Origin of the sequence: Nitratifractor salsuginis DSM 16511, assembly GCF_000186245.1 — a bacterium.
Taxonomy (GTDB): Bacteria; Campylobacterota; Campylobacteria; order Campylobacterales; family Sulfurovaceae; genus Nitratifractor; species Nitratifractor salsuginis.
This window is the reverse complement of sequence record NC_014935.1, coordinates 12,789-35,435: the sequence shown is the minus strand read 5'-3', so window position 1 is coordinate 35,435 and position 22,647 is coordinate 12,789. Positions and strand designations below refer to the sequence as shown.

The window sequence follows — 22,647 nt, the reverse complement described above, 5'->3', positions numbered from 1 at the left end:
TATAATTGGAATGATTTAAAATATGGGAGGAGCGATGATGCTTGAGCAAAATTCTCGATGGAGGATGATATTGGTTCTGAGTCTCATCATGTTGGGGCTGAGTGGATGCGCCTCTAAAACTCCGACCGGAGTAATATCCGATGCGTCCATAGGCGACGTGGCCGGCGCAATGCTCGGCAACTCAAAAAGCATGGAAGCGGCTACCTCAACCGGGACTGACGGCAGTACCGTCATTAGAAAATGCGTTGATGAACAGAAAAATCAATAAAGCATCGCCGATTTGTCAAGTAAGAATCTCGGCAGGGCTTTGTTTGCTCTGTTTAAATCCTTATAGGTAGACAGAAATGCAGGGATAAAGGTGACAATAATTGATCAGATAAATAAAAAAGAAATCAGATTTTGAAAGATTGCGGAGATGAAAGCTAATGGTGGCCCCAAGAGGACTTGAACCTCTGACCACCACCATGTCAAGGTGGTGCTCTACCAACTGAGCTATGGGACCGTTGGTGAAGGGTTGGAATTATAGAGTCTGATTCCTTAAAAAGAGATAAAAGATCTCTAACCCTTCCCAATGACCCGGCAGTGAAGAACCTCATCGAGAATCTGACGGGCCACCAGCTCGGAGGCATTGACGATGCAGTCGACCCCGAAACTGCGGATAATCTCCTCCTGACTGCGGTTGCGCACCGCCACCACCGTATGGACTTCGGGGGCGACCCGGCGCAGGGCATCGACCACCAGACGGGTCTTTTCGGCGTTCTCGATCGCCACGACGATCGCCCGGGCACGGGGAGCCCCCGCCTCTTTGAGGATGCGGTCGGAAGCGGCGTTGGCCAGAAGGATGGGTTCTTCCCGCTCTCTCGCCTCCTGAACCAGCCGGTAGTCGTGCTCTATGATGAGGTAGGGGATGGAGCGTTCTTTGAGCTCTGCGGCGACCTTACGCCCCAGAGGGCCGTAGCCCAGGATCAGGACGTGGTCGCGATAGCCCGCAGAGCTGATAGGAATATCCTCCTCCGGCTCCCGGGAGAAAAACCAATCGGCGATGCTCCGCAGATGATTGATCACGAAGGGGGTGACGATCATACTCAGCACCACCGTCACGATCAGGATCTGATCAAGTTCCGGCTCGATGAGCCGGTTTTGGGCAGCAATGGCGAAGATCGCCAGGGCGAACTCCCCCACCTGCATCAGGGCCAATGCGCTCTTGAGCGCCGTGCGGGGTTGCAGGAATCGGCCCAGCAGGAGATAGATCACCAGGGCCTTCGCCAGCATTACCCCCGCGAGGATCCCCGGGATGAGGAGCCAGTGACTCAGGATCGTCTCCGGCTCGATCTGCATCCCGATGGTGACGAAGAAGATCCCCAGGAAGATATCCCGAAAGCTCATCAGGTCCGCTTCGATCCGGTATTTGAAGCGGGTCTCCGCCAGGGTCATCCCCGCCAGGAAGGCCCCCAGAGAGTAGCTGAAGCCCAGGATATGGGCCAGATAGGAGACCCCCACCACGATCATCAACGCGGCGACAAGGAAGATCTCTTCCGAATCGGTCGAGAGGGTCCAGGCCAAAAAACGCTCCAGCACGAAACGCCCCAACACGAAGATGATCAGCAGCAGCACCGCCGCATCGATCGTCGTCCAGAGCAGCAGATCGGCGACGGAACGCCCCGTGGCGGTAAAGAGGGAGAGCATCAGGAGCAGGGGGATCACCGCAATATCCTGCATCAACAAAATCCCCAGCACCACCCGCCCGTAGCCGCTGTGGAGCTCGTTGCGCTCGGTGAGCATCTTGAGCACGATGGCGGTGGAGGAGAGGGCCAGGGAGAAGCCGATGATGATGGAGGCTTTGAGGTCCAGGCCCAGGATCTCATGGCAAAAAGCGCCAAAGAGGTTGCCCGTAACGATCATTTGCAATCCGCCGTAGAGGAAGACCTCTTTGCGCATCGCTTTGAGATGGCGCACGGAGAACTCCAGGCCGATGGTAAACATCAAAAAGACAATCCCAAACTCCGCCAATTGGTGGAGCCCCTCGTCGTGCCTGGCGTGGGTGAGGCCGAAGATTTGGCTGATGATGGCCCCGGAGATGATGTAGCCGATGACGGTGGGGATCTCGTAACGCTTAAAAAGGACATTGAGCAAGGTCGCGATGATGATGGTGGTGAGGATGATCGTCAGCAGATTGTCCATAGGCGATCCTTTATCGGGCAAGGGGTGATGAGCGTCAGATGAGCGTCAAGTGTTGAGCGCTGAGCGTTGAGAGAGTGTATTATTACCGCACCAAGTAATTGATTCCTCACTCAATCAGTTACTCATTACTCGGTTGCTCGGTTGCTCATTACTTGTCAAAGCATATAGTGGGGAATATCGAGGGTCAGCTCCGCGACGAAGGTTTTGTCCACCTTGCCGCCAAAGCGGTAGCGCCCCTCTTTGTACTCCAGATAGAGTTCGTCGCCACTGCGGGGGAAGACGATACAGAGGTCCCGAGCCTTGCCTTCTTCTCTGGCGCGAACGTAGCAGGCGGTCATCCCGGTACCGCAGGCGAGGGTTTCACCCTCGACTCCCCGCTCGTAGGTGCGCAGACGCAGCTCATCCTCGGCGACGGTGTAGATGTTGACGTTGGCGTCGTACTTCTCCCGGAGGCGGCGGGCCATCTCCAGGTCGAAGTTCTCCAGATCCTCCACCTCGGCGACCAGATGGGGAACCCCGGTATCGATGAGCCACCACTGCAGCCCCTCCTCTTCGATATCCCGTCGGAGAATCTTGGGCTCGAGCATATCGGTGACCACATAGAGGCCGTTGACCTCTGCGGTGATCACCCCCGCGCCAGTGAGAAACTCCGCACGGTCATTGACGCTGATTCCTTTTTCGACGGCATAGTGGGCCACCGCCCGGGTAGCGTTGCCGCACATCGTCGCTTCACTGCCGTCGCTGTTGTAAAACTCCCACTCGAAGTCATATTCGGCGTGAGGGATCAGCACGACCATCCCGTCGGCACCCACCCCTTTGTGGCGGTCACAGAGCAGCTTGGCCAACTCGTGGCGGTCCCGCTTCTGATTGTCGTGAAAGATGACGAAATCGTTGCCGTTGGCGTTATATTTGGTGACGAACATTGCAAACCTTCGGTTTTGTTGGTTTTGTTATTGGTATATTTGTGTATTGGTTATTGGTATTTCAGTGCAACGCAACACCAATAGATAAATGTACCAATACACCAATATACCAAAACGTTTCATTCAAACGTTTTGAGAATTCCCTCTTTGACCCGCTCACACTCTCTGGAGAGCTGCTTCAGGTCCCCGCTGTTGTCGATCACCCAGGTGGCCCGTTTACGCTTCTCTTCGATGTCGAGCTGGGCGTCAATGCGCCGCTTCGCCTCCTCTTCACTGAAGCCGTCCCGCTCCATCAGCCGTCGCAACTGAATCTCCTTTGGAGTATAGACGACAACGCTCTTTTCGATGGGATACTCCCCGCTCTCGAAAAAGAGGGGAATGTCGATAAGGTAAGGTTTGCCCAGACGCTCCTGCTCTTCACTCCGGCGCAGAATCTCTTCGCGGATGGGAGGGTGCAGGATCGCTTCCAGGGCTTTGCGCTCTTCGGGATGGGCGAAGATATGGGCTCCCAGCGCTTTGCGGTCTATTTTGCCCCCCTCGGTGAGGAATTCGGCCCCGAAGCGCTTCACCACCTCATCGGCATGGCGGTCGAGCATTTCGTGGGCGATGGCGTCGGCATCGATGACCCGGAAACCGTAGAGCTGGAGCAGGGCGGTCGCGGTGCTCTTACCCGTAGCAATCCCTCCGGTGAGGATGACGGCGTGCTCGTAAGCCATCAGCGCTTGATAATCCCCAGATATTCCCGATTGACGAAGGTCGGGGTCTGAAAGGCGGCGACGGCGATGTCGCTGTTGTAGTAGCGGAACCCGTCGGTCAGGTCCGCCCGCTGGAGGTTGATATCGGCCGTGGGGTGGTAGAAGCGGCTGGCCAGGACCAGGTAGCGGTTGGGGAGGATCCCGTCGCTCTGCAGCTCCCCCTCGTAGCGGTAGGGCATCACGATCCGGTAGATCGCCCCCAGGGTCTTGAGCTCCTCTTTGGAGCGCTCCGGCTGGGTGATGATGTCGCTCATCATCGCGCTGGCGAGCCCCTTCTCATCCAAAAGCTTGGTCAGTTCGATCCAAAACTCCCGGTCGGCGCCGAAACGGTCATCAGCCACGATGGCCACATCGAATTTCTTGGCCCCCAGTCCCCGGAGCGCTTCGGCCGCCCCGTGGGCGTCGATATGGATGATCTCTTCGAAGATCGAATATTTCCCCAATTCCGTGCGGATATTGTCGCAACCGCCCACGACCAGGATACGGCGGGGGTCGGCGTGGGTACAGACAGGGACGTGCACCAGCATCTCGTCCCGAATAAAGTGAAACTCTTTCATAGCTCTGCCTTTCTGCTCTGGAAGTTTGGGCGATTTTAACACAAAGAGTTCCCAGCCCCATTAAAACGGAGAAAAGATGATAGAATTTATCCTATTTGTTACCAAGGAGCCTCGATGTGTGACCGCGAAACCCTGACCCGATCGCTTTATTTCCGCCACGCCTGCAAACGCTTCGACCCGGAGCGCAAACTCCCCGAAGCAGACCTCCGCTTCATCCTCGAAGCCGCCCGGCTGGCCCCCTCAGCCTTTGGAATGGAGGCCTGGCGTTTTCTGGTCATCCGGGACCCGGAGCTCAAAGCCACGCTGCGCCCTGTCTGCTGGGACCAGCCCCAGATCACCGAATGCAGCGACCTGGTGGTGATCCTGGGGCAGATCGCTTCGGTGGCCGATCCCGAATATTACAGTGCGATGTTCCGGCGCCGGGGGCTGAGCGAAGAGGCGACCCGGGCCTATATCCGACGCTACGAAGAATATATCGGCAAACTCCACTCCATACAGGGCTGGGTGGCCAAACAGTGCTACATCGCCGCGGACCATATGATGGTCTACGCCTCCCTCATCGGGGTGGACAGCTGTCCCATCGAGGGATTTGAGCCGAGAAAAGTCGACAAGATCCTGGGCCTGGACCGCAAAAAAGAGCGCAGCGTCCTCCTCCTGCCCCTGGGGTATCGCCTCCAGGAGCCGCGTGAGAAGAAGCGCCGCCCCTTCGAAGAGGTCGTCACCTTTCTTTGATCCCGGTGCCGTTTTCCTCAGAGAGGAGGCGCTATACTTTTTCAAAAACTGATGTTACGCAATTGGTCATTAGTCATTGGTCAATGGGAAAAAGCAAAGCTTATCTATCGAAGTGAAGAGCTGGGGGCAGCGACTTTAGTCGCTGAAATCAGCCCAAGATTTCTAGAACTATGCGACTGAAGTCGCATCTCCTGCATCAATGAACGAGAAAAAAATGGTATGACTTTTGATATCAGTCAAAAAGGAGGAGCGGAATGTCAGCCGACGGCAAGCGCGTGGGGCTCTTTGTCCCCTGCTATATCGACGACTTCTACCCCAACGTGGCCCTCTCCACACTCGAAGTGCTGGAGGAGCACGGCTTTGCCGTAGAGTATCCAAGGCCCCAGCACTGCTGCGGCCAACCCCTGCTCAACAACGGCTTGAAGGAAGAGGCGAAAGATTTCGCCCAACATTTCGTGGACCTTTTTGAAGAGTACGACTATGTGGTCTCCCCCGCCGGCAGCTGCATTTCCACCGCCAAATTCCGTTACGAGGGCTTGATCAAAGCGCAAAGGTTGGCCGCCTTCACCCCCAAACTCTTCGAACTGTGCGAATTTCTCCACGATGTGGTAGGCGTAGAAAATCTAAAGCTCAAACATTCCTTTCCCCATAGAGTAGGCCTGCACAACAGTTGCCACGCCCTGCGGGAGCTTCAGCTCGCCTCTCCCAGCGAACGCAACATTCCCCACTTTTCCAAGATCGAAGCGGTGCTCAGCCAGGTTGAGGGGATCGAAATTGTCCGCCCCGACCGGGACGAGTGCTGCGGATTCGGCGGGACCTTCAGTCTCCAGGAACACGCGGTCTCCGCGGCGATGGGAAGGGACCGCATCGCCGATCATCGCGGCAAGGGGGTGAGCATTATGACCGGCGTGGACCGCTCCTGCCTGATGCATATGGAGGGCTTGGCCCGGCGGGACAAAACGCCGATGCGCTTCGTTCACGTCGCGGAGATTTTGGCGGGACGGACGGAGGTGAGCGATGGTTGATCATCCCCGCAACGCCGAAGCCTTCCTCGCCAATGCCGAGCGGGCCCGCTGGCACGACCAAGCCCTCTGGTTCGTGCGCCAGAAACGGGACCGGGCGATGCACAGCGTCCCCGAGTGGGAAGAGCTGCGCCAAGCTGCGGAGCAAATCAAAGCCCATACCCTGGAGCACCTGGGCCACTACCTGGAGCGTTTCGAATCCCAGGCCCAAACCAACGGGATCGAAGTCTACTGGGCCGAAGACGCCGCCGAAATGCGTGAAATCGTCACCCGGCTTCTGAAGGAGCAGGGGGCAAAGCGAGTCGTCAAGAGCAAGTCGATGCTCACCGAAGAGTGCGGGCTCAACCCCCACCTGGAAGCCAAAGGGATCGAAGTGACCGACACCGACCTGGGAGAGCGGATCGTCCAGCTGGCGAAGCAGCCCCCCAGCCACATCGTCCTCCCGGCCATCCACCTACGCAAGGAGGAGGTGGGCCGAATCTTCGCCGAGCATCTGGGCACCGACCCCTCCGAGACCGATCCCGAGCGCCTGACCCGGGCCGCCAGAACCCATCTGCGCCAAAAGTTCCTGAAAGCCGACGCCGCGATCACCGGGGTCAATTTCGCCCTCGCCGAAGAGGGGGGCATCGTAGTCTGCACCAACGAGGGCAACGCCGACCTGGGAACGGCCCTGCCCGATCTGCACATCGCCTGTATGGGGCTGGAGAAGGTGATCCCCTCCGCCCGGGAGCTGGGGGTCTTCACCCGCCTCCTGGCCCGCAGCGCCACGGGGCAGGCTGTTACCGCCTACACGTCTCATTTCCTCCGCCCCAAAGAAGGCGGCAGGCTCTGCGTCGTCATCGTGGACAACGGGCGCAGCGCGCTCCTGGATAAAAAAGCGGAAGCTCTGCTCTCCTGCATCCGCTGCGGCGCCTGTATGAACACGTGCCCCGTCTATCGGCGCAGCGGGGGGCACAGTTACCAAAGCGTCGTCCCCGGCCCCATCGGCTCGGCCCTGGCCGGGGAGAGAGACCCGGGCGAATACGCCACGCTGCCCTTCGCCTGCACCCTCTGCGCCTCCTGCGACGCGGTCTGCCCGGTCCGAATCGATCTACACGACCGGCTCTACGAGGAGAGAGAAGCGTGTGTGCAGGTCCCCGCCTTCGCCCCCAAGCGCCGGGGACTGCGGATCGCCGCCTTTTTCCTCGCCCGCCCCAAATGGCGCCGGGCCGCGGTGAGGGGACTGGGCCGGGCCCTGAAGTATCTGCCGAGAAGACTCATCTACAACCGATTCAACACCTGGGGCCTGGATCGGGAGCTGCCGCGTCCGGCTCCCAAATCCTTCCGGGAACTCTATGAGGAGCGACAGAGATGACAAGCCGGGAAAAAATCCTCCAACGATTGGCCAAGCGCCGACAGCCTCCCGTCAAAGGACCGGAGTGGAATGTCCCTGTCACCGAACCTGAAAATCTCGACGAAGCTTTCGAGAAAAACCTCCTGGCTGCCGGAGGGCATCTGACAAGGGTGGAAGATCCCGGAAAGCTCGAAGAGGCGATCCGATCCGCCTATCCCGATGCCAAAGAATTCCTCGATACCCGCCAAGCACCTTCCGGGCCGATCGACCCCCGAAAGGCGAGGGACTTAACGATCCTGCAGGGAAAACTGGGGGTAGCGGAGAACGGAGCCGTCTGGGTGGAATGGCCCGAAGCCTATCCTCGCTCCCTTCTGACCCTCTCGACGACGCTGGCGCTGATCCTGCCCCGCAAAAAGCTTGTAGCTACGATGCAGGAGGCTTACGCCGCTCTGGAGCTTGGCCGAGTCTCCTACGGGATCTTTCTCTCGGGCCCTTCCAAGACCGCCGATATCGAACAGGCCCTGGTCATCGGGGCCCACGGGGCGATGGAATTGCGGGTTTTTCTGGTGTGAGGAGTTATTTGCCGGCGGGCTGGGAAGCTTTGGCCTGAGCGGCCGGGGTGTTCGGCGTTTTCCGCTTGGGATTGTAGGCGTAGTGATCCATCTGATATTTATCGTAGTGATAGATATCTTTCCGGAAGTTTAGGTTGCCGTAATCGTCGACAAAAGCGGTGAGATAGACGATATCTACGGGAATTTCGTGGAGGAGGCTGATGGTCTCTTTTTCCCGGGTCCCCAGCTGCTCCATAATCCCTTCCACATCGATATTGCTGTTGTAGAGCGCCAGGACTTTCAAGAGTTCGCGAGGCTTCTGGATCCGCATACAGCCGTGGCTGAAGGCCCGGGTGCTGCGGAAAAAGAGCTTCTTGGAAGGGGTGTCGTGGATATAGACCGAGTATTTGTTGGGGAAGAGAAATTTGATCTTCCCCAGGGCATTGCGAGTGCCGGGCACCTGCATAAAGCGGTAGGGGATGGTCTTGTTGTTGCCGACGTATTGTGACCAGTTGATCGTGCCGGGATCGATCCGGGGGGAATCCTCGTCCCAGCCGGCGTGCAGTACCTTGCCCCGCCGTTCATAGTAGTAGGGATCTTTGACCAGGTGTTTGAGCATTTCGGAGCGGACGATACTCTCGGGGATCTTCCAGTAGGGATTGACCACGATGTATTTCATCGTATTGTGAAAAACGGGGGTGGGGTGATCGGGTTTGCCGGTGACCACCCGCATCGTATCGACCAGATGCTGACCTTCGTAGACGTAGAGGCGGAAGGCGGGGATGTTGAGCTCGATCCGCACGGGAGCCTCCTGGCGCCAGATCCATTTGATCCGGTCCAGATTGAGCCGCAGCATTGCGATTTTATACTGCACACTGGTATTGAGCCAGCGCCGGGTCTGGGCATCGATCACCGGCGTGCCGGGCAAACCGTGGCGGAGTTTGTAACGACGCATCGCTTTTTGGAGTGTCTCGTCGTAAATGTCCGAATCGAGAGAAGCCGAAGCGGGCAGATCTCCTTCGATGCGCAGATGTTGACGGATCAGAGGGATCGCCGGATGGCTCTGCCCGGGCTTGATCGCCTTGAAAGCGGGCAGGGGTTTCCACCCGCCTCGGTCGGCGATCTCCAGGTAACGCTCCAGAGCCTTTTTGAGCTTGGCATATTTGAAGCGTTTGGGCTCCGCCTTGGCGAAGGCGCTGCGCAGGTCTCCTGACATCGTCGCCTCTACCAGCAGCGAAGCGGGGGTCATTTTGGGCCGGTAATACTCCCAGCCCACTTTGATCTTGTACTTCTTGGTCAGCTCCGCCCGCTTGGCGTCGAAGGCTTTCCAATCGATCCCCCCGTAAAGCAGATAGTGCATATAGTTGAGATAGAGACGGCTCAGCGCCAGCTCCATATCGATCTTTTGCTCGAGGCTCGAAGGGCGGGCGTAGAGATCCTGAAGCTCCCGGCGGAGTTTTCGGGCATCTTTTCGCAAACCCAGAACCGGAGGAACGGTCCGGTCCTGCTCCACCCGATCGAGAAGGGTCTTGGCAAAGCCGGTGGGGCCTTTGGGGCCGATCCAGACCGGAGTGTAGAAGAGTTCTCGGTAGAGCTTGTCGGCTCCGGGGTAGTGTTTGACCCGTTTTTGCAACGCCGCGGTCGCCTGATCGACGAAGGCGCCCTCCCGTGACGTCTGGCCGAAATCGAGAGGTCCGGCATTCAGCAGAGAAGCTCCCAGGAATATAGTGAAGATCAAGAGATATTTTTTCATAAGAATCTAACCGTTCCAGCGAATTTGATAAGATATAGTATACAGGAACTTTGCTCAGGATCCGGAGCAGAATTCAGAGCTGGGAGAGGGGTTACTCCTTCTCCACCTCGATCTTCTCCGCCTCCTCTTTGCGCAGGGCGATCAGGGTTCCGTCCACATCGATCTCCATCGTTTGCCGGGCCAGGGAGCACCCCTTGACCTCCAGAGCCTCTCCGGGGATGATGCCGAAAGAGTGGAGGCGGTTTTTCAATTCGGGATCGGCGTTGATCCGTTTGATCACGGCCCGGTCTCCTTTGTGCAGTTCGGTAAGCAGCATAGTCATCGATCCTTTCAGACCATAAGTTTGACGAGATTATAGGTCAAAAAGCTAAAGATCCAGGCCACACCCGTCGTCCCCACGAAGAGATAGAAGAGATAGAGCCAGCTGCCGGTCTCCTGCTTGAAGACCGCCATCGCGGCAAAACAGGGGACATAGAGCATCACAAAGACGATAAAGGCCAGGGCCACAGGCAGGGTCACGTGCTTACGGAGCTGTTCCTGGAGCGCCTTGGCTCCTGTAGCGGCATTGTCGCCCAGGGAGTAAAGGACTCCCAGGGTCGAAACCACCACCTCTTTGGCCGCCAGCCCCGCCTCCAGAGCGACACTGAGCTTCCAGTCGAAGCCCAAGGGCGCGAAAAAGGGCTGGGTCGCCTTGCCGATCTTTCCCAGGTAGCTCTGAGCGAGGAGCTCTTCCTGGAGTTTGCCCTGCAAAGCGGCCTTTTGCTCCGGGGCCGCTTTTTCGATCTTGGCCTGGAACTGTTTCTCCAGCTCAGGGTTTTTGGGATAGTTGCTGGCGAACCAGATCAACACCGAAGCCGCCAGGATAAACGTCCCCGCCTTGCGGAGATAGTCCATCGACTGCCCCGCTACGACATGGTAGATCAGCTTGAGAGAAGGCCAGCGGTATTTGGGCATCTCCATAACGAAAGGGTCATCCTCCCCTTTGAAGACGAAGACCCGCAGAAACTTCGCCGCCATCAAGCCGAAAAGGGCTCCGGTGATGTAGATCAAAAAGAGGATATTGCCTGCGTGCTCGGCTCCGAAAAAGGCTCCGGCGAAGAGGACATAGACCGGGATCCGGGCGCTACAGCTGAAAAAGCCCAGGATAAAGAGGGTGATGAGCCGGTCGGTGCGGCTTTTGAGGGTCCGCGCAGCCATATAGGCGGGCACGGTACAGCCGAAACCCGTCACCAGAGGGACGAAACTCTTGCCGTGCAGGCCGAATTTGTGGAAAAAGCCGTCGAGCAGAAAGGAGACCCTCGCCATATAGCCGGTAGTCTCCAGCAGGGCAATCCCGAAGAAGAGGATGATGATATTGGGCAGGAAGCTCACCACGGCCCCGACCCCTCCGATGACCCCGTCGGCGATCACCGAAGCCAATTCGCCTTCACCCAGAAGTGCGTGGGTCTCGGCCGCCATCCAGTCAAATCCCGCCTGGATCCAATCCATCGGGATCGAACCGAGGGTGAAGGTGAGCTGAAAGAGCCCCCACATAAAAAAGAGGAAGATGGGAATCCCCAGATATTTGTTGATCAGGAGGTTGTCGATCTTCTGGGTGAGGTTCTTCGCCCGCATTGTCTGGGTGCTGATGACCTCCATCTTCGCCCCTTTGGCAAAGGCGAAGTGTTCGTCGGCGAAGATCTCCCGGATATCCTTTTTACCGGCGTGGAGATAGATATGATCCAGCGCTTCCCTCAGCAGAGGCAGAAGCTCGATCCAGATCGGCTCGTCGTGCATCTTTTTGTAGATCTCCGTATCCTCCTTGAGCAGGCGGATCGCCAAATGACGGTAAGGGATATCGCTCTGATAATGCTTCTCTTCGAAGAATTTCACCAGTCGGTCGATCTCCTCTTCGATGAAGTCACTGTAGACGATCTTCGCTTCCGTTTCAGGCTTTTTGTAGACTTCGACGATCGTCTTCTTCAGCTCTTCGATCCCCTCCTTGGTCTTGGCACTGACCGGGACGACTGGCACACCGAGGATGGTCGAGAGCTGTTGATGATCGATCTGGATCCCCTCTTGACGGGCTTCGTCGATCATATTGAGGGCCACCACCATCTTTTTGCCCAGTTCCAGCAGCTCCGCCGTCAGGAGCAGGTTGCGCTGCAAATGGGTCGCATCGACCACATTGACGATGAGGTCGTACTTCTCTTTGAGGAGATAATCCTTGGTGACCTTCTCCTCCATCGAATAGTCGTTGAGGGAGTAGGTCCCGGGCAGGTCGATGATGTCGATCTCGTACTCGGCACACCCTTGGGCATCACAAAAGGTCGTCTTCACCTCCGAGACATCCACCGTCACCCCGGCGAAGTTGCCCACGTGGAGCTTGGCGTGGGCGATGGCGTTGATCAGGGAACTCTTGCCCACATTGGGCTGTCCCACCAAAACGACTTTGATCTTCTCTTTCACCATTTTGAAAATTTCCTATTTAAGAATTTGTTTTGATATTCACTATCATTTTATGTGCCGTATTTTACAAGCTTTCTCTAAAAAAAATCTTAAGTTTTCACCATTTGCCAGGGAGTGGAAAGTCCTACGCTTTCAAATCTCAACATCAGAACGTTCTCTATTGTGAGTAGAAGAGAAGCCGAGCCGAAGGAGAGTAAACCGGATTCCCCCTCTATTGGCTTGACAAATTGATCTTACTCGAGATGAGGGAAAGGGGTCAGGTGGGCTCGATCTCCCTAAGGATCTCCACAGCCTTGTCGGCACGGAGGAGAAAAGCCTTCTCCTCTTTGTCAATGGCGGTGTCGCCGTTTTTGTAAAGCCTCTTGACTCTTTTGACAAAGGCTTTACGCTTTTTCTTTTTGTCGATCCCCTGGGTAGAGAGGAACTCCTCGAGGCTGATCCAGCCGGGCAACTCCTCCTCCGCCTCTTCGGGTTCCAAGATCTCTTCGAGCAATTCCGGAGCCTCCTCCCGGCTTATATGCTCGATCCGGGCGGCGTAGAGGGTTTTCATCTCACTGAAAGCCTCTTTGAGCAGCTCCACTTCGCTGCGCAGGGTCGAGGTGATCATCTGGTTGGTCTCTTTGAGGTCCCGGATGGTCTCTTTGAGGACGGAGATGGTCTCATCCTTGGCGGCGAGGAGTGCCGCTGCATCTCCCGCCGGTTCCCGGGTCTTCTGCCCGGCGGCCGGGGAGTCTGCCTCCTGGACGATATAGATCTTTCCCTCCACGCTTTTGGAGGGGAGCAATCCCTTTTTGATCTGGGCATAGACAGCCTGCCGGGAAATTCCCTTTTGTTTAGCGTAATCGGCGGGCTTGATCAATTTTTCCATAAAAGAGGCTCCTTGATTGACTTCTTTGTCAATCATAACATAGGGAGGGTGACAGGCCGCTTTGTATGGGCATTCTCCCCTTTTGGAATCTCGGAGGGTGTCAAGTAGCGTTCTATTTTTGTGTCCCGTCCAGGACCGGGACGAAGAGGCAGGGTTCGATCGCTTCGGAGCTGATACGGCCGTTGCGTTTGTAGTAACGGGTAATGATCTGCAGGCCCCCCTCGTTGACCGGGGCCAGGAGGATCCCCCCTTCGGCCAGCTGGTCGAAGAGGACCTGGGGCACCCTGTCGGCGGTGGCGGAGAAGAGGATCCGCTCATAGGGAGCGTACTCTTTCCATCCCCGCTGCCCGTCGTCGTAGCGGGTAAAGATATTGCTCATTCCCAGGGCTCGGAAACGCTCTCTCGCCTCCCGCAGCAACGGTTCGATCCGTTCGATGGTGAAGACCCGCCGAACGATCTGGGCAAGCACCGCCGCCTGGTAGCCGCTCCCGCAACCGATCTCCAGCACACTGTCGACCCCTTCGAGCTCCAGGTGCTGGGTCATCTTGGCCACCGTCAGGGGTGAGGAGATCCACTGCGCCTCCTGCATCGGGAGGGCATCCAGGGTATAGGAGAGATGCCGAAATCCCAGAGGGACGAAGGCTTCCCGGTCCACCTTCAGGAGCGCCTCACGCACCCAGGGCTCCAGGGGGAATTTGGCGTCGATATCCTCGACCATTTTTTTCAAGTGCAACGCATTGACCATAGGCAATCTTCAGATGGGAGTGTTCCCATATTTTTTAATAATAATTTTAGCCCTCTTTTTTGAAAAGGTGCTTAAAAGCCCGCTATATGGGGCACAATCGAAGTATATGAACAAATGTTCACACCAAAGCGGAGTTTCAATAGACCTTCAGATACCGGCGAAGCAGCCGCACATTTCTCAGATCAAGATCCCCCCGGATCCGCTCGGCCATATCTTCCAATATCAAACCCCCGTCAGGAGAAGCGACCAGACTCGATCGGGCCATATCTTCCCGGGCGCTGTTGGCCACCAGGACATAGCACTGATTCATCACCCCCAATGCCCGGGCCAAAATCTCCAGATGGCGTTTGCGGGGCAAGCCCCACTGAGCCGGCACCAAAATCACATCGCACCCCTCCAGTCGCCGCCAGAGCTCTTTGAAACGCAGCTCGAAGCAGATCAACAAGCCGTAGCGCACTCCTCCGATCTCGAAAGGGCGGATCTCTTCCAGGGCACCGGGGATCAGGTAGCGCTCCTCCTCTCCCAGGGGAAAGAGCCGATGCTTCGCCTGCCGATGGACGACCCGGTGACTATGTAGAACGATCGCTTCGTTGACATAACCGGCATCCCGCTTCACCAGCCGGGTAAAGGCGAGGATCTTCTCTCCCACCGCTTCGAGCAATAGCGCCTCCGCCTCTTCTCCAAAGGCGACCGCTTCCTCCAAATGCTCGTAGTCATAATCGGTCAGACAGACCTCCGGGGCGAGAATCAGATCCGAAGTCTCCTCCTCGAGCGCAGCGAGGATCTTTTCCAGATTACGCCGATAGGGGCGCAGATTGTCCAATTGCAGGAGGGTCACGTCAAGAGTTTTTTTCATCGAGGCACTTTCCGTATCGCTTGGGATTAATGGGAAAAGATTATACTATCTCCTGTAAATTTCCTCATCCCGGAGTGAATCGATGGCTTCTGACGAGATCGAAACCTTCCGCCGCCTGCTGGAGTCCCTGCAGCCCTATCCCCAGATGCAATTCCTCCTCTTCGCCGAGAAGTGGGGCGCTCCGGAAGAGGAACTGCTCGACTTTTGCCGGCAAGAAGGGCACTCGATCCAACTCTACGCTCTGGGGGATCTGGCACAAAGGGCTCCCGAAGCACCGGAGATCCGTCTCCGCCCCTACCGCGTAGATCAGCCCCGCTACAACCTCCAGGGCCGTCTCTACAACCACGCTTTCATCACCGCCATTCCCCCCGAAGAGCCCATAGCCTTCGCCAGGAAGGTTTACACCGGCCTGGTCAATGCCGGGAGCTTCTATCTTTTCTGCTCCCCGGCAGAGGCTCCCGGATGGCAGGAGGCGCTGGAAGCGGCCAACTATGTCGCCGGAAGCCTCATCGAGCTCAGCCCGCAGCGCTGCATCGTCTCCGCCCGAAAAATGCACGGCTGGGGCGGATAATATAATAATGAATAACCGAGCAACCGAGTAATGAGTAACCGAGGGAGCGGATGATGACCTCAAATTACTCCCGATGACCAATGACTAACACAAAGGAATTTTATGGCCAAACAGCGATTTCGTGATGTGAAACAGGGACGGATCCAAGCCCCCGCCGAGAAGAAAAAGCGCAAGGGTACGGAAGAATCTGCCCATCGACCGGCAACCCTCCGAGAGCGTTTCAAAGCCTTTATCACCGACAGCTTTATGATCCTGATGCCCCTGATGTATTTGGTTTTCTACCTCGTCTTCGGGGGGCGGGAGGGCTTCGCCCAGCACAAACTCCTGGGCTGGATTCTGATCCTGGTCCCCTATATCTTCATCAGCGCCCTCTTTATCGCCCGAAGCGGCCGGACCCCCGGGATGCGGGCCTATGAGTTGCGGGTCGTTCTCTGCCACAGCGGCGAAAATCCCTCCTTCGCCGTCGCACTCCTGCGGCAGCTCCTGGCGGTCTGGGACTTTTTCCTCTTTACCTGGATCTTGCAGTTTTTCCGCAAAGACCACCGCACCCTCCACGAGATCCTCAGCGGTACCTGCCTGATCCACGATCCCGTCCCCCCGAGGTCTGCGCATTGACCCTCTCCGATCGCAAACGGGCCGGCTGGCTCCTAGGGCTCTTCTATCTGGCCTATTTCGCCCTGCTGGGAGTCTATGTAATCTTCCTGCCCAAGATGCTGGTCCAAAGCGGCTACAGCGCTTCCCAGGTAGGGATGATCTTCGCCGCGTCACCCCTGATGCGCTTCCTCCTCCCCTTCCTCTTTCGGCGCCTCGGGAGCGTCGAGCGCCTCCACTATCTCGGAGCGCTGATCCTTGCCTTCCTCTCGGCACTCCTCTTTTTCGCCACCCTCCACAGTTTCACCGCCTTTTTCCTGGCCAACCTCCTCTACGGTGCCGCAATGGGGATCGTCCTACCCTATGTCGACACCATCGCCCTGCAGATCATCAGCAAAGAGCGCTACGGCCGAGTACGGCTCTGGGGTTCGATAGGCTTTATGGCCATCGCCCTCTGGCTGGGCCGGGTGCTGGAAACGCCGCTGCAGAGCCTCGTCTACCTGGCCGTTCTGGCCCTGGCGACTCTGCTCACCGGCTGGCTCCTGGCCCGCTACGACCGGAGCGAACATAAAGCGGGAACCTCTCATCCCGGAAATGCCGCCTCCTTCTCCCTGCGGCGCTACTGGGCCTTTTGGCTCAGCGCTTTTCTCCTGCAGGTGAGCTTCGGGGGCTTTTATAACTTTTTCACCATCTACGAGACTGCCCACGGGATCTCCCTGGAGATGACCAGCTGGCTCTGGAGCTTCGGGGTGCTCTGTGAGATCGCTATGCTCTTCTGGCAGGGGCCCCTGCTCAAAAACCGGGAGCTGCTGAGCCTCATCGAATTTGCCGTCGCCACCACCGTGCTGCGCTGGATGATCCTCTGGCTCTGGCCCGACTCCCTGGCCGCCGCCTTCGCTGCCCAGTCACTGCACGCGTTTAACTTCGCCCTCTACTACACCGCCGCCATCGCCTACGTCTTCGAGCTCTACACCCAGAAGAAGCTGGCCCAGCAGTTCTTTTTGGGGATGACCTTCGGGCTGGGGGGCTCAATAGGAGCGGTTTTGGCCGGATGGATCTACGAGTGGGACCCCGACCAGCTCTTCCTCTTCGAAGCCCTGGTAGCCCTGGCCGCCTGGGGAGCGATCCGGATCCACCGCCGACGAAAGGAACACAATGCCCCTGCCCGATGATGCCGTGATCCTCGCCGGCGGCCGCAGCAGCCGGATGGGGGAGGACAAAGCGCTGCTCCCCTTCGGAGAGTGTTCCACTTTGGCGGAGTATCAGTATCGCCGGCTTCAGGCTCTTTTCCCCAGGGTTTGGCTGAGCAGCAAAGAGGACAAATTCCCCTTCCAAGCCCCGATCATCGAAGACAGGGGGTCCGTCCACTCCCCCCTGGTGGCTCTGCGGAGCCTGCTGAGCCGGATCCCCGCCGAAGCGGCCTTCATCCTGGGCGTAGACCTGCCTTTTGTCGATGAACGGGTGATCGAAACCCTCAAAGCGCAATACAACCGCCATCCAAAAGCCGAAGCCGTCATCCCCCGCAGCCCGAGGGGCGTTGAACCCCTCTGCGGGATCTACACCACCGCCCTGCTGCCCCGCATCGAAGCCCATCTGGCCGCACAGAACCATAAACTTCAGGAGCTTTTGGCCTCGGAAGGGGTCATTGAAGTGCCTTTTGAAAGTGAAGAGCCCTTTTTGAATCTCAACCGGCCCGAAGACTACAAACGCGCTCTTGCGCTGATGGAAGATGAGAATGAGTAACCGAGCAACCGAGTAATGAGTAACCGAGTAACCGAATAGATGAGGAGTCGACAATTATAAAAAATTCGTAACACGTAACACAATCTCTCAGCTCTCAACACTCAACGCTCAACCCTCACTCCCCACAGCTCCGGCACTCCATAGAATCACCGATCATCTCCTTGGAGAAATCGAGGAATTTGTTGAAAAGATCGCTTCGGTATTTGTCTTTGTGGTAAATGGCGTAAAAGTGGCGGCGGCAGTCGAAATTCTTGATGGGAACCCTATAGAGGGTTCCTTCCTTGATCTCTTCGCTCACCGCCAGGGCCGAAACGCAGGTGAGGGCTTTGCCGCTCTGTAAAAGGCTCTTGATCGATTCGGTGTGGCCCAGCTCCATAAAGATATTGAGCCGCGGCACCTTCTCTTTGATGTAGTCGAGGAAGACCGCCCGGGTGCCGCTCCCTTCTTCTCTGAGCACCCAGCGCTCCTCGGCCAGCTCGTCGATGAACCACTCCCGGCCGGCGATCTCTTTGTTGGCGGTGACGACGATCAGCTCATCCTCGCCGATCACTTCCCGGATCAGGTCGGGGTCGCTCACTTCCCCCTCCACGAAGCCCATATCCAACTCCCCCTGCTTGACCATTTCGGCGATCTGCTGGGTATTTCCCTCCTTGAGCTGGACCCGCACTTCGGGATACTGCCCCATATAGCGGCAGGCGATGGGCGGGATGAGGTAATCGACAATAGTCGTGCTGGCCCCGACCCGGACGGTCCCTTTGTCCTCGGTGTTCTGGAACTCATACTCGATATCCTCCATCTTCCGATAGAGGGGTTCGACGGCTTGATGGAAATTGCGCCCAACCTCGTTGAGGATCAGCTTTTTGTTGAGCCGGTCGAAGAGGGGACGGCCAATGATGTTCTCCAACTCTTTGATGGACATCGAGACCGCGGACTGGCTCAGCCCCATCTGTTTGGCCACATTGGTCAAGTGGCCCAGTTCCACTACATTGAGGAAAATTTCGATCTGTCTCAGGGTCATTTTCATTGGGATTCTCTTTCATCGTGCTGAAGGAGATCAACACTTATTTTTATTTTTAATAATATCAGAAAAATATTATACTTTCGAAAATTTCATCAAAATTACTTAAGGATATTTCATGCCCTTCTCTCCCGAAAAAAGGAAAGGAACTCTTAGCGGCATCATCTTCGTCGCCCTGGTAGCCGCCTCGGCCACCTGGATCGCCGGCCTCGCCCCTGTCAAAGCCCTGGGGCTCTCTCCCCTGGTAGTCGGGATCGTCATCGGGATCTTCTATGCCAACACCCTGCACAACCGTTTTCCCCCCGCCTGGGAGAGCGGCATCACCTTCTCTGCCAAGAAGATTCTGCGCTTCGCCATCGTCTTCTACGGCTTTCGCATCACCTTCCAGCAGATCACTGACGTGGGGGTGGAGGGCTTTCTGGTTTCGCTGATTATGCTCACGAGCACCTTCATCCTGGGAAGCTGGCTGGGGATGAAGCGCTTCGGACTGGACCGGGACACTTCGATGCTCACCGCCAGCGGCGCCTCGGTCTGCGGGGCGGCGGCGGTACTGGCCACCGAACCGGTCCTCAAAGCCGAGGAGTACAAAGCCGCCATCGCCGTTTCGATGGTGGTCCTCTTCGGGACCATCTCGATGTTTCTCTATCCGCTGTTCTATACCGCACTCTTTCAGCACGCCCAAGGCTTTTTACACCTGAGCCCCTCCCAATACGGCATCTATGTGGGGGGCACGGTCCACGAAGTGGCCCAGGTGGTTGCCGCCGCGGGGATCAACGGCCCCGGGACGGAGATGGCCAACAACGCCGTCATCGTCAAAATGACCCGGGTGCTGCTCATCGCCCCGATGCTGATCCTCCTGGGGCTCTACCTCTCCCGCAAATCGGCCAAAAGCGGTGAAAAAGGTGCCGTAGTCAAGCTGGTCATCCCCTGGTTCGCCGTCTACTTCCTGGGCATGGCCGCCTTCAACTCCCTGCAGCTCCTGCCCGTAGCGATCGTCGGCTGGATCAACAGTGTCGACACCTTTTTGCTGACGATGGCGATGACGGCGCTGGGAATGGGGACCCGCTTCGCCAAATTCAAGGGCCTGGGCCTGGCTCCGCTTTATACGGCCCTGGGGATGTATGTTTGGCTGGTGATCGGGGGATTCGTAGTAGTGAAGGCAGTTACGGCGATTTTTTGATCTTTAATGGAATATGATTTTGGATTATAGATTTTGGATTTTGGATTGAAGAATTCGTAACACTTAACACGTAGCACGTAGCACAAAAAAATCTTGCGACTTGAGACTTAAAGCGGGTTTTCGGGTTGCTATTTCATTGCTTTTTCTAGGAAATCAGTGATGAGTTTCTTCTTCATAGAGTCTCCAATACCCCGATGGATTTTCAATAAAGCTTTCATAGGAGAGAAGAGTCCACCATCCAAAGTATTGGTTGTATTGGCTATGCCAAGATGAGGATGGGTTTTATGCGTGAAGAGATAAGGAAGATTGCGTTCAAGACTTCGATAGGCCGAGCGGGGTCGATCATGGGTGTAATGCCATCCACGTGGAGAATCGTCAGGGGTTTTCTCTTCATAGAAATCTTTGTGCCGTTGGAGCCAGGCTTCCAGCATATAGCGGAAACGGCAGGGGGTTGTCTGTCCAAGATAGGAAGCGATACGCTTGAGATCCCTAGAGGCTTGATAGGTAGGTCTGCGCGTCAGATAACGAGTGAGAATGGCTTGTTGATGGAAATGGCACATTTGAACCGGAAGGTCGGCAAAGAGCCCAAACAATCCCCGTCGGCCATCGACGGTGACGGCCTGGATGATAAAGCCCTGATCCAGAAGGCTTTGCCGAAGCATCGCATATTCATTGAGCGTCTCAGTCTGAATGAAACGATACGCTACCAGTTGGCCACTCAGGATATCTTTAGCTACAAGAACACCAAAGCCCTCTCCCCGTTTTCCGAAGAATGTCGCATCGATAACCAAAGTGACCGGTCTGGGATGTGGTGAAGTCTTTGGCGGTTCATAGCTATGAATCTGACGTTGAATCCACTCCCGATCCTTATGATAGGTCCGGGATAAGGCTTTGAGGGTTTGGTGCTCATAGAAGTAGGCAGTAAAGAGTCGTTTTCTGAGGCGGGAGGGACGTCTACGAGAAGAGAAGCTCTGCCGGCAACTTTGGCAAAAATAGCGCTGAATTCCTGCTCTTTTACCATTCTTTTTCGTCGCTTTTGAACCACAGATAGGGCACTTTTTTACAAGCCATCTGTAAAAAAGTCCTTTTTAGGCACCATATTACCGAAGGTTTAAAGGATTTTTAGCAACCCGAAAAACCGCTTTAGCTCCGACTTGAGGGGCAAAGCCCCGTACTTGCGACGTGCGACTACTTCCTCCTCCTCCGATAACTCAAAGCCTCCAGAAGCTCTTTGCGGCCGATCATTTCAAACCCCACCAGGTCGGCAAGGGTCCGAGCCACCTTTTTGAGGCTGACGATGGAACGTTGGGAGAGGGCGAAGCGTGTGATGGCCTGCTCCAGGACTTTCTGCGCCTCCTCATCCAGGACACAGTAGCGCTCCACCTCCGCCTCGTTGAGTTTGCCGTTGAGCCGCTCCTGCCCCCGCTCCTTCTGCCGGAGAAAAGCTTCGATCACCTGGCGGTGCATCGTCGCCGAATCGACACTCCCTCTATCGCCGGCTTCCACCTCCTGCATCGTCACAAACAAATCGATCCGATCGAGGAAGGGATCCGAGAGGCGGTTGCGGTAGCGTTTGATCTCCGCTTCGCTGCATCGGCAAACCCGACTCTGGGCCAGGAGATTGCCGCAGGGGCAGGGATTCATCGCTGCCACGAACATAAAATCGGCTTCATAGCTGACTTTGCTGTGGACCCGGGCGATATGGACCCGGCGATCCTGCAAAGGCTCTCGCAATGCCTCCAATACATTTTTGGAAAAGTGGGGCAATTCATCGAAAAAGAGCTGCCCGTGGTGGGCGAGAGCCACTTCCCCGATCTTTGCCGTATTGCTTCCTCCCCCGAAGATGGAAGCCGACGTCGCCGTATGATGGGGGGCCCGGTAGGGACGCCTGGGTTGGAAGTCGGGGATCTGTCCGTCGAGGAATTGATGCTTGGCGATGGCCAGGATCTCCTCTTCACTCACCGGAGGCAGGATATGACGCAGACGCTTGGCGATCATACTCTTGCCGCAGCCGGGGCTCCCCTCCATCAGGAAGTTGTGCATCCCCGCCGCCGCGACCAACGCCGCCCGCTTGGCCACCTCCTGCCCTTTGACTTCGGAAAAATCCTCGGGGTACTCCCGCAGATAGTAGTAGCTCTTCCCCCCAATTTGGAGCGATTCCCCTTCATAGGCACTCTCGGGCTTCTCCCCCTCCATCCCGGTACCTTTCATCAGGCCGATCGCCTCCTGGAGGGTCTCCACCGGCCAATACTCGATCCCGGGGATATGGGAGAGATACGCCATCGCCTCCCTGGGGACAACCGCCCGCCTGATCACCCCCTGCTGACGAAGGGAAAGGATCAATGGGAAAAGCTGCGAGCTGCTTTTGACCCGGCCGTCGAGGCCAAGTTCCCCGAAGACATAGAGATCCTCCTGGTCGATCGACTCTTTGTTGAGGGCGATCAGCAGAGCGATAGGTAGATCAAAATGAGTACCGGACTTGCGGTAGTCGCTCGGAGCAAGATTTACGGTTATCTTGAGCGGGGGGAAGACGAAGCCATTGGTGATGAGCGCCGCCTTGACCCGTTCCCTGGCCTCCTGAATATCGTTTCCGGCAAGGCCGACCACGCTGAAGCCTGGTAAACCCTTGGTGAAGGTGGCTTCCACGGTAATGGGACGCGCCGTCACTCCCTCGAGGGTCGCACTGGCGATGGTATTGATGGCGACACGCTCTTCGATCAGCTCTTCCGTTTGAACGGGGTTCTCACTCATACTTCTTCCTCGTTGGTATTGCGTTATTATCCACAGATTTGATCAGGATGCACTGAGAAATGGCAGAGT

23 protein-coding genes and 1 tRNA gene are annotated in these 22,647 nt (G+C 56.7%); 10 read left to right on the top strand and 14 right to left on the bottom strand.

What is annotated here, in order from left to right; all coding sequences use genetic code 11:
• The first annotated feature begins 34 nt into the window (after window positions 1-34).
• Entirely contained in the window at window positions 35-268 is a 234-nt protein-coding gene (locus NITSA_RS00175; protein ID WP_148224911.1) for a hypothetical protein, read from the top strand.
• Window positions 269-426: 158 nt separating this feature from the next.
• Here the strand turns inward: NITSA_RS00175 and NITSA_RS00170 are convergent.
• From NITSA_RS00170 to NITSA_RS00150, 5 genes are all read right to left on the bottom strand, one after another.
• Window positions 427-502 (bottom strand) — tRNA-Val (locus tag NITSA_RS00170).
• A gap of 56 nt (window positions 503-558) precedes the next feature.
• The gene (locus tag NITSA_RS00165; RefSeq protein ID WP_013553004.1) at window positions 559-2,181 is read right to left on the bottom strand and encodes a cation:proton antiporter; all 1,623 of its coding nucleotides are present in this window, start codon (window positions 2,179-2,181) and stop codon (window positions 559-561) included.
• A 155-nt stretch (window positions 2,182-2,336) separates the two neighbouring features.
• On the bottom strand, window positions 2,337-3,104 hold the full coding sequence (dapF, locus tag NITSA_RS00160) for a diaminopimelate epimerase (protein ID WP_013553003.1): 768 nt from the start codon (window positions 3,102-3,104) through the stop codon (window positions 2,337-2,339).
• A gap of 119 nt (window positions 3,105-3,223) precedes the next feature.
• Window positions 3,224-3,820, bottom strand: a complete 597-nt coding sequence (gene coaE, locus NITSA_RS00155; protein ID WP_013553002.1) for a dephospho-CoA kinase — start codon at window positions 3,818-3,820, stop codon at window positions 3,224-3,226.
• On the bottom strand, window positions 3,820-4,416 hold the full coding sequence (locus tag NITSA_RS00150) for a spermine/spermidine synthase domain-containing protein (protein WP_013553001.1): 597 nt from the start codon (window positions 4,414-4,416) through the stop codon (window positions 3,820-3,822). The genes coaE and NITSA_RS00150 overlap by 1 nt, the downstream gene beginning before the upstream one ends.
• Before the next feature lie 114 nt (window positions 4,417-4,530).
• Between NITSA_RS00150 and NITSA_RS00145 the strand changes: the two genes are divergently transcribed.
• The 4 genes from NITSA_RS00145 to NITSA_RS00130 all read left to right on the top strand — a co-directional run bounded on the left by NITSA_RS00145 (window position 4,531) and on the right by NITSA_RS00130 (window position 8,075).
• Window positions 4,531-5,148, top strand: a complete 618-nt coding sequence (locus NITSA_RS00145) for an NAD(P)H-dependent oxidoreductase (protein ID WP_013553000.1) — start codon at window positions 4,531-4,533, stop codon at window positions 5,146-5,148.
• Window positions 5,149-5,402: 254 nt separating this feature from the next.
• A complete protein-coding gene (locus NITSA_RS00140; protein ID WP_013552999.1) occupies window positions 5,403-6,173 on the top strand; it encodes a (Fe-S)-binding protein in 771 nt (256 codons plus the stop codon).
• Window positions 6,166-7,524: a lactate utilization protein B gene (locus tag NITSA_RS00135; RefSeq protein WP_013552998.1), complete on the top strand. Its 1,359-nt coding sequence runs from the start codon at window positions 6,166-6,168 to the stop codon at window positions 7,522-7,524. The genes NITSA_RS00140 and NITSA_RS00135 overlap by 8 nt, the downstream gene beginning before the upstream one ends.
• Window positions 7,521-8,075, top strand: coding sequence for a LutC/YkgG family protein (locus NITSA_RS00130; RefSeq protein WP_013552997.1), 555 nt, complete (start codon window positions 7,521-7,523; stop codon window positions 8,073-8,075). Before NITSA_RS00135 ends, NITSA_RS00130 begins: the two co-directional genes overlap by 4 nt.
• 4 nt (window positions 8,076-8,079) lie before the next feature.
• Here the strand turns inward: NITSA_RS00130 and NITSA_RS00125 are convergent, their stop codons facing one another.
• From NITSA_RS00125 to NITSA_RS00100, 6 genes are all read right to left on the bottom strand, one after another.
• Window positions 8,080-9,807, bottom strand: coding sequence for a L,D-transpeptidase family protein (locus tag NITSA_RS00125; RefSeq protein WP_013552996.1), 1,728 nt, complete (start codon window positions 9,805-9,807; stop codon window positions 8,080-8,082).
• 91 nt (window positions 9,808-9,898) lie between these two features.
• Entirely contained in the window at window positions 9,899-10,123 is a 225-nt protein-coding gene (locus tag NITSA_RS00120) for a FeoA family protein (protein ID WP_013552995.1), read from the bottom strand.
• A 14-nt stretch (window positions 10,124-10,137) separates the two neighbouring features.
• Window positions 10,138-12,258, bottom strand: a complete 2,121-nt coding sequence (gene feoB / locus NITSA_RS00115; protein ID WP_013552994.1) for a ferrous iron transport protein B — start codon at window positions 12,256-12,258, stop codon at window positions 10,138-10,140.
• A gap of 253 nt (window positions 12,259-12,511) precedes the next feature.
• Window positions 12,512-13,123, bottom strand: a complete 612-nt coding sequence (locus NITSA_RS00110) for a DUF3972 domain-containing protein (RefSeq protein ID WP_013552993.1) — start codon at window positions 13,121-13,123, stop codon at window positions 12,512-12,514.
• A gap of 112 nt (window positions 13,124-13,235) precedes the next feature.
• On the bottom strand, window positions 13,236-13,868 hold the full coding sequence (locus NITSA_RS00105; protein WP_013552992.1) for a protein-L-isoaspartate(D-aspartate) O-methyltransferase: 633 nt from the start codon (window positions 13,866-13,868) through the stop codon (window positions 13,236-13,238).
• A gap of 136 nt (window positions 13,869-14,004) precedes the next feature.
• Complete coding sequence (locus tag NITSA_RS00100; RefSeq protein WP_013552991.1) at window positions 14,005-14,724, bottom strand: nitrilase-related carbon-nitrogen hydrolase; 720 nt, start codon at window positions 14,722-14,724, stop codon at window positions 14,005-14,007.
• An 82-nt stretch (window positions 14,725-14,806) separates the two neighbouring features.
• On the opposite strand from NITSA_RS00100, the gene NITSA_RS00095 reads away from it, so the two are divergent.
• From NITSA_RS00095 to mobA, 4 genes are all read left to right on the top strand, one after another.
• The gene (locus tag NITSA_RS00095) at window positions 14,807-15,295 is read left to right on the top strand and encodes a hypothetical protein (protein WP_013552990.1); all 489 of its coding nucleotides are present in this window, start codon (window positions 14,807-14,809) and stop codon (window positions 15,293-15,295) included.
• A gap of 102 nt (window positions 15,296-15,397) precedes the next feature.
• Window positions 15,398-15,910, top strand: a complete 513-nt coding sequence (locus NITSA_RS00090) for an RDD family protein (protein WP_013552989.1) — start codon at window positions 15,398-15,400, stop codon at window positions 15,908-15,910.
• Window positions 15,808-17,058 carry an MFS transporter gene (locus NITSA_RS00085; protein ID WP_342626805.1) on the top strand — a complete coding sequence of 417 codons (1,251 nt, stop codon included), beginning with the start codon at window positions 15,808-15,810 and terminating at the stop codon, window positions 17,056-17,058. Before NITSA_RS00090 ends, NITSA_RS00085 begins: the two co-directional genes overlap by 103 nt.
• Entirely contained in the window at window positions 17,042-17,629 is a 588-nt protein-coding gene (gene mobA, locus NITSA_RS00080; RefSeq protein ID WP_013552987.1) for a molybdenum cofactor guanylyltransferase MobA, read from the top strand. The genes NITSA_RS00085 and mobA overlap by 17 nt, the downstream gene beginning before the upstream one ends.
• Before the next feature lie 115 nt (window positions 17,630-17,744).
• Here mobA and NITSA_RS00075 read toward each other — a convergent pair whose 3' ends face one another.
• Window positions 17,745-18,653, bottom strand: coding sequence for a LysR family transcriptional regulator (locus NITSA_RS00075; RefSeq protein WP_013552986.1), 909 nt, complete (start codon window positions 18,651-18,653; stop codon window positions 17,745-17,747).
• Between the two features lie 112 nt (window positions 18,654-18,765).
• Here NITSA_RS00075 and NITSA_RS00070 point away from each other — a divergent pair, with 112 nt between their 5' ends.
• Window positions 18,766-19,827: a YeiH family protein gene (locus tag NITSA_RS00070; RefSeq protein WP_013552985.1), complete on the top strand. Its 1,062-nt coding sequence runs from the start codon at window positions 18,766-18,768 to the stop codon at window positions 19,825-19,827.
• A gap of 128 nt (window positions 19,828-19,955) precedes the next feature.
• Here NITSA_RS00070 and NITSA_RS11010 read toward each other — a convergent pair whose 3' ends face one another.
• Window positions 19,956-20,876: an IS256 family transposase, variant Zn-binding type gene (locus tag NITSA_RS11010; RefSeq protein ID WP_083799708.1), complete on the bottom strand. Its 921-nt coding sequence runs from the start codon at window positions 20,874-20,876 to the stop codon at window positions 19,956-19,958.
• 139 nt (window positions 20,877-21,015) lie between these two features.
• On the bottom strand, window positions 21,016-22,578 hold the full coding sequence (locus tag NITSA_RS00060) for a YifB family Mg chelatase-like AAA ATPase (protein WP_013552983.1): 1,563 nt from the start codon (window positions 22,576-22,578) through the stop codon (window positions 21,016-21,018).
• Window positions 22,579-22,647 lie beyond the last annotated feature (69 nt).

Coding starts and splice junctions, on each gene's coding strand:
- NITSA_RS00175 (WP_148224911.1), top strand. CDS start 35: ATGATGCTTGAGCAAAATTCTCGATGGAGGATGATATTGGTTCTGAGT.
- NITSA_RS00165 (WP_013553004.1), bottom strand. CDS start 2,181: ATGGACAATCTGCTGACGATCATCCTCACCACCATCATCATCGCGACC.
- dapF (WP_013553003.1), bottom strand. CDS start 3,104: ATGTTCGTCACCAAATATAACGCCAACGGCAACGATTTCGTCATCTTT.
- coaE (WP_013553002.1), bottom strand. CDS start 3,820: ATGGCTTACGAGCACGCCGTCATCCTCACCGGAGGGATTGCTACGGGT.
- NITSA_RS00150 (WP_013553001.1), bottom strand. CDS start 4,416: ATGAAAGAGTTTCACTTTATTCGGGACGAGATGCTGGTGCACGTCCCT.
- NITSA_RS00145 (WP_013553000.1), top strand. CDS start 4,531: ATGTGTGACCGCGAAACCCTGACCCGATCGCTTTATTTCCGCCACGCC.
- NITSA_RS00140 (WP_013552999.1), top strand. CDS start 5,403: ATGTCAGCCGACGGCAAGCGCGTGGGGCTCTTTGTCCCCTGCTATATC.
- NITSA_RS00135 (WP_013552998.1), top strand. CDS start 6,166: ATGGTTGATCATCCCCGCAACGCCGAAGCCTTCCTCGCCAATGCCGAG.
- NITSA_RS00130 (WP_013552997.1), top strand. CDS start 7,521: ATGACAAGCCGGGAAAAAATCCTCCAACGATTGGCCAAGCGCCGACAG.
- NITSA_RS00125 (WP_013552996.1), bottom strand. CDS start 9,807: ATGAAAAAATATCTCTTGATCTTCACTATATTCCTGGGAGCTTCTCTG.
- NITSA_RS00120 (WP_013552995.1), bottom strand. CDS start 10,123: ATGCTGCTTACCGAACTGCACAAAGGAGACCGGGCCGTGATCAAACGG.
- feoB (WP_013552994.1), bottom strand. CDS start 12,258: ATGGTGAAAGAGAAGATCAAAGTCGTTTTGGTGGGACAGCCCAATGTG.
- NITSA_RS00110 (WP_013552993.1), bottom strand. CDS start 13,123: ATGGAAAAATTGATCAAGCCCGCCGATTACGCTAAACAAAAGGGAATT.
- NITSA_RS00105 (WP_013552992.1), bottom strand. CDS start 13,868: ATGGTCAATGCGTTGCACTTGAAAAAAATGGTCGAGGATATCGACGCC.
- NITSA_RS00100 (WP_013552991.1), bottom strand. CDS start 14,724: ATGAAAAAAACTCTTGACGTGACCCTCCTGCAATTGGACAATCTGCGC.
- NITSA_RS00095 (WP_013552990.1), top strand. CDS start 14,807: ATGGCTTCTGACGAGATCGAAACCTTCCGCCGCCTGCTGGAGTCCCTG.
- NITSA_RS00090 (WP_013552989.1), top strand. CDS start 15,398: ATGGCCAAACAGCGATTTCGTGATGTGAAACAGGGACGGATCCAAGCC.
- mobA (WP_013552987.1), top strand. CDS start 17,042: ATGCCCCTGCCCGATGATGCCGTGATCCTCGCCGGCGGCCGCAGCAGC.
- NITSA_RS00075 (WP_013552986.1), bottom strand. CDS start 18,653: ATGAAAATGACCCTGAGACAGATCGAAATTTTCCTCAATGTAGTGGAA.
- NITSA_RS00070 (WP_013552985.1), top strand. CDS start 18,766: ATGCCCTTCTCTCCCGAAAAAAGGAAAGGAACTCTTAGCGGCATCATC.
- NITSA_RS00060 (WP_013552983.1), bottom strand. CDS start 22,578: ATGAGTGAGAACCCCGTTCAAACGGAAGAGCTGATCGAAGAGCGTGTC.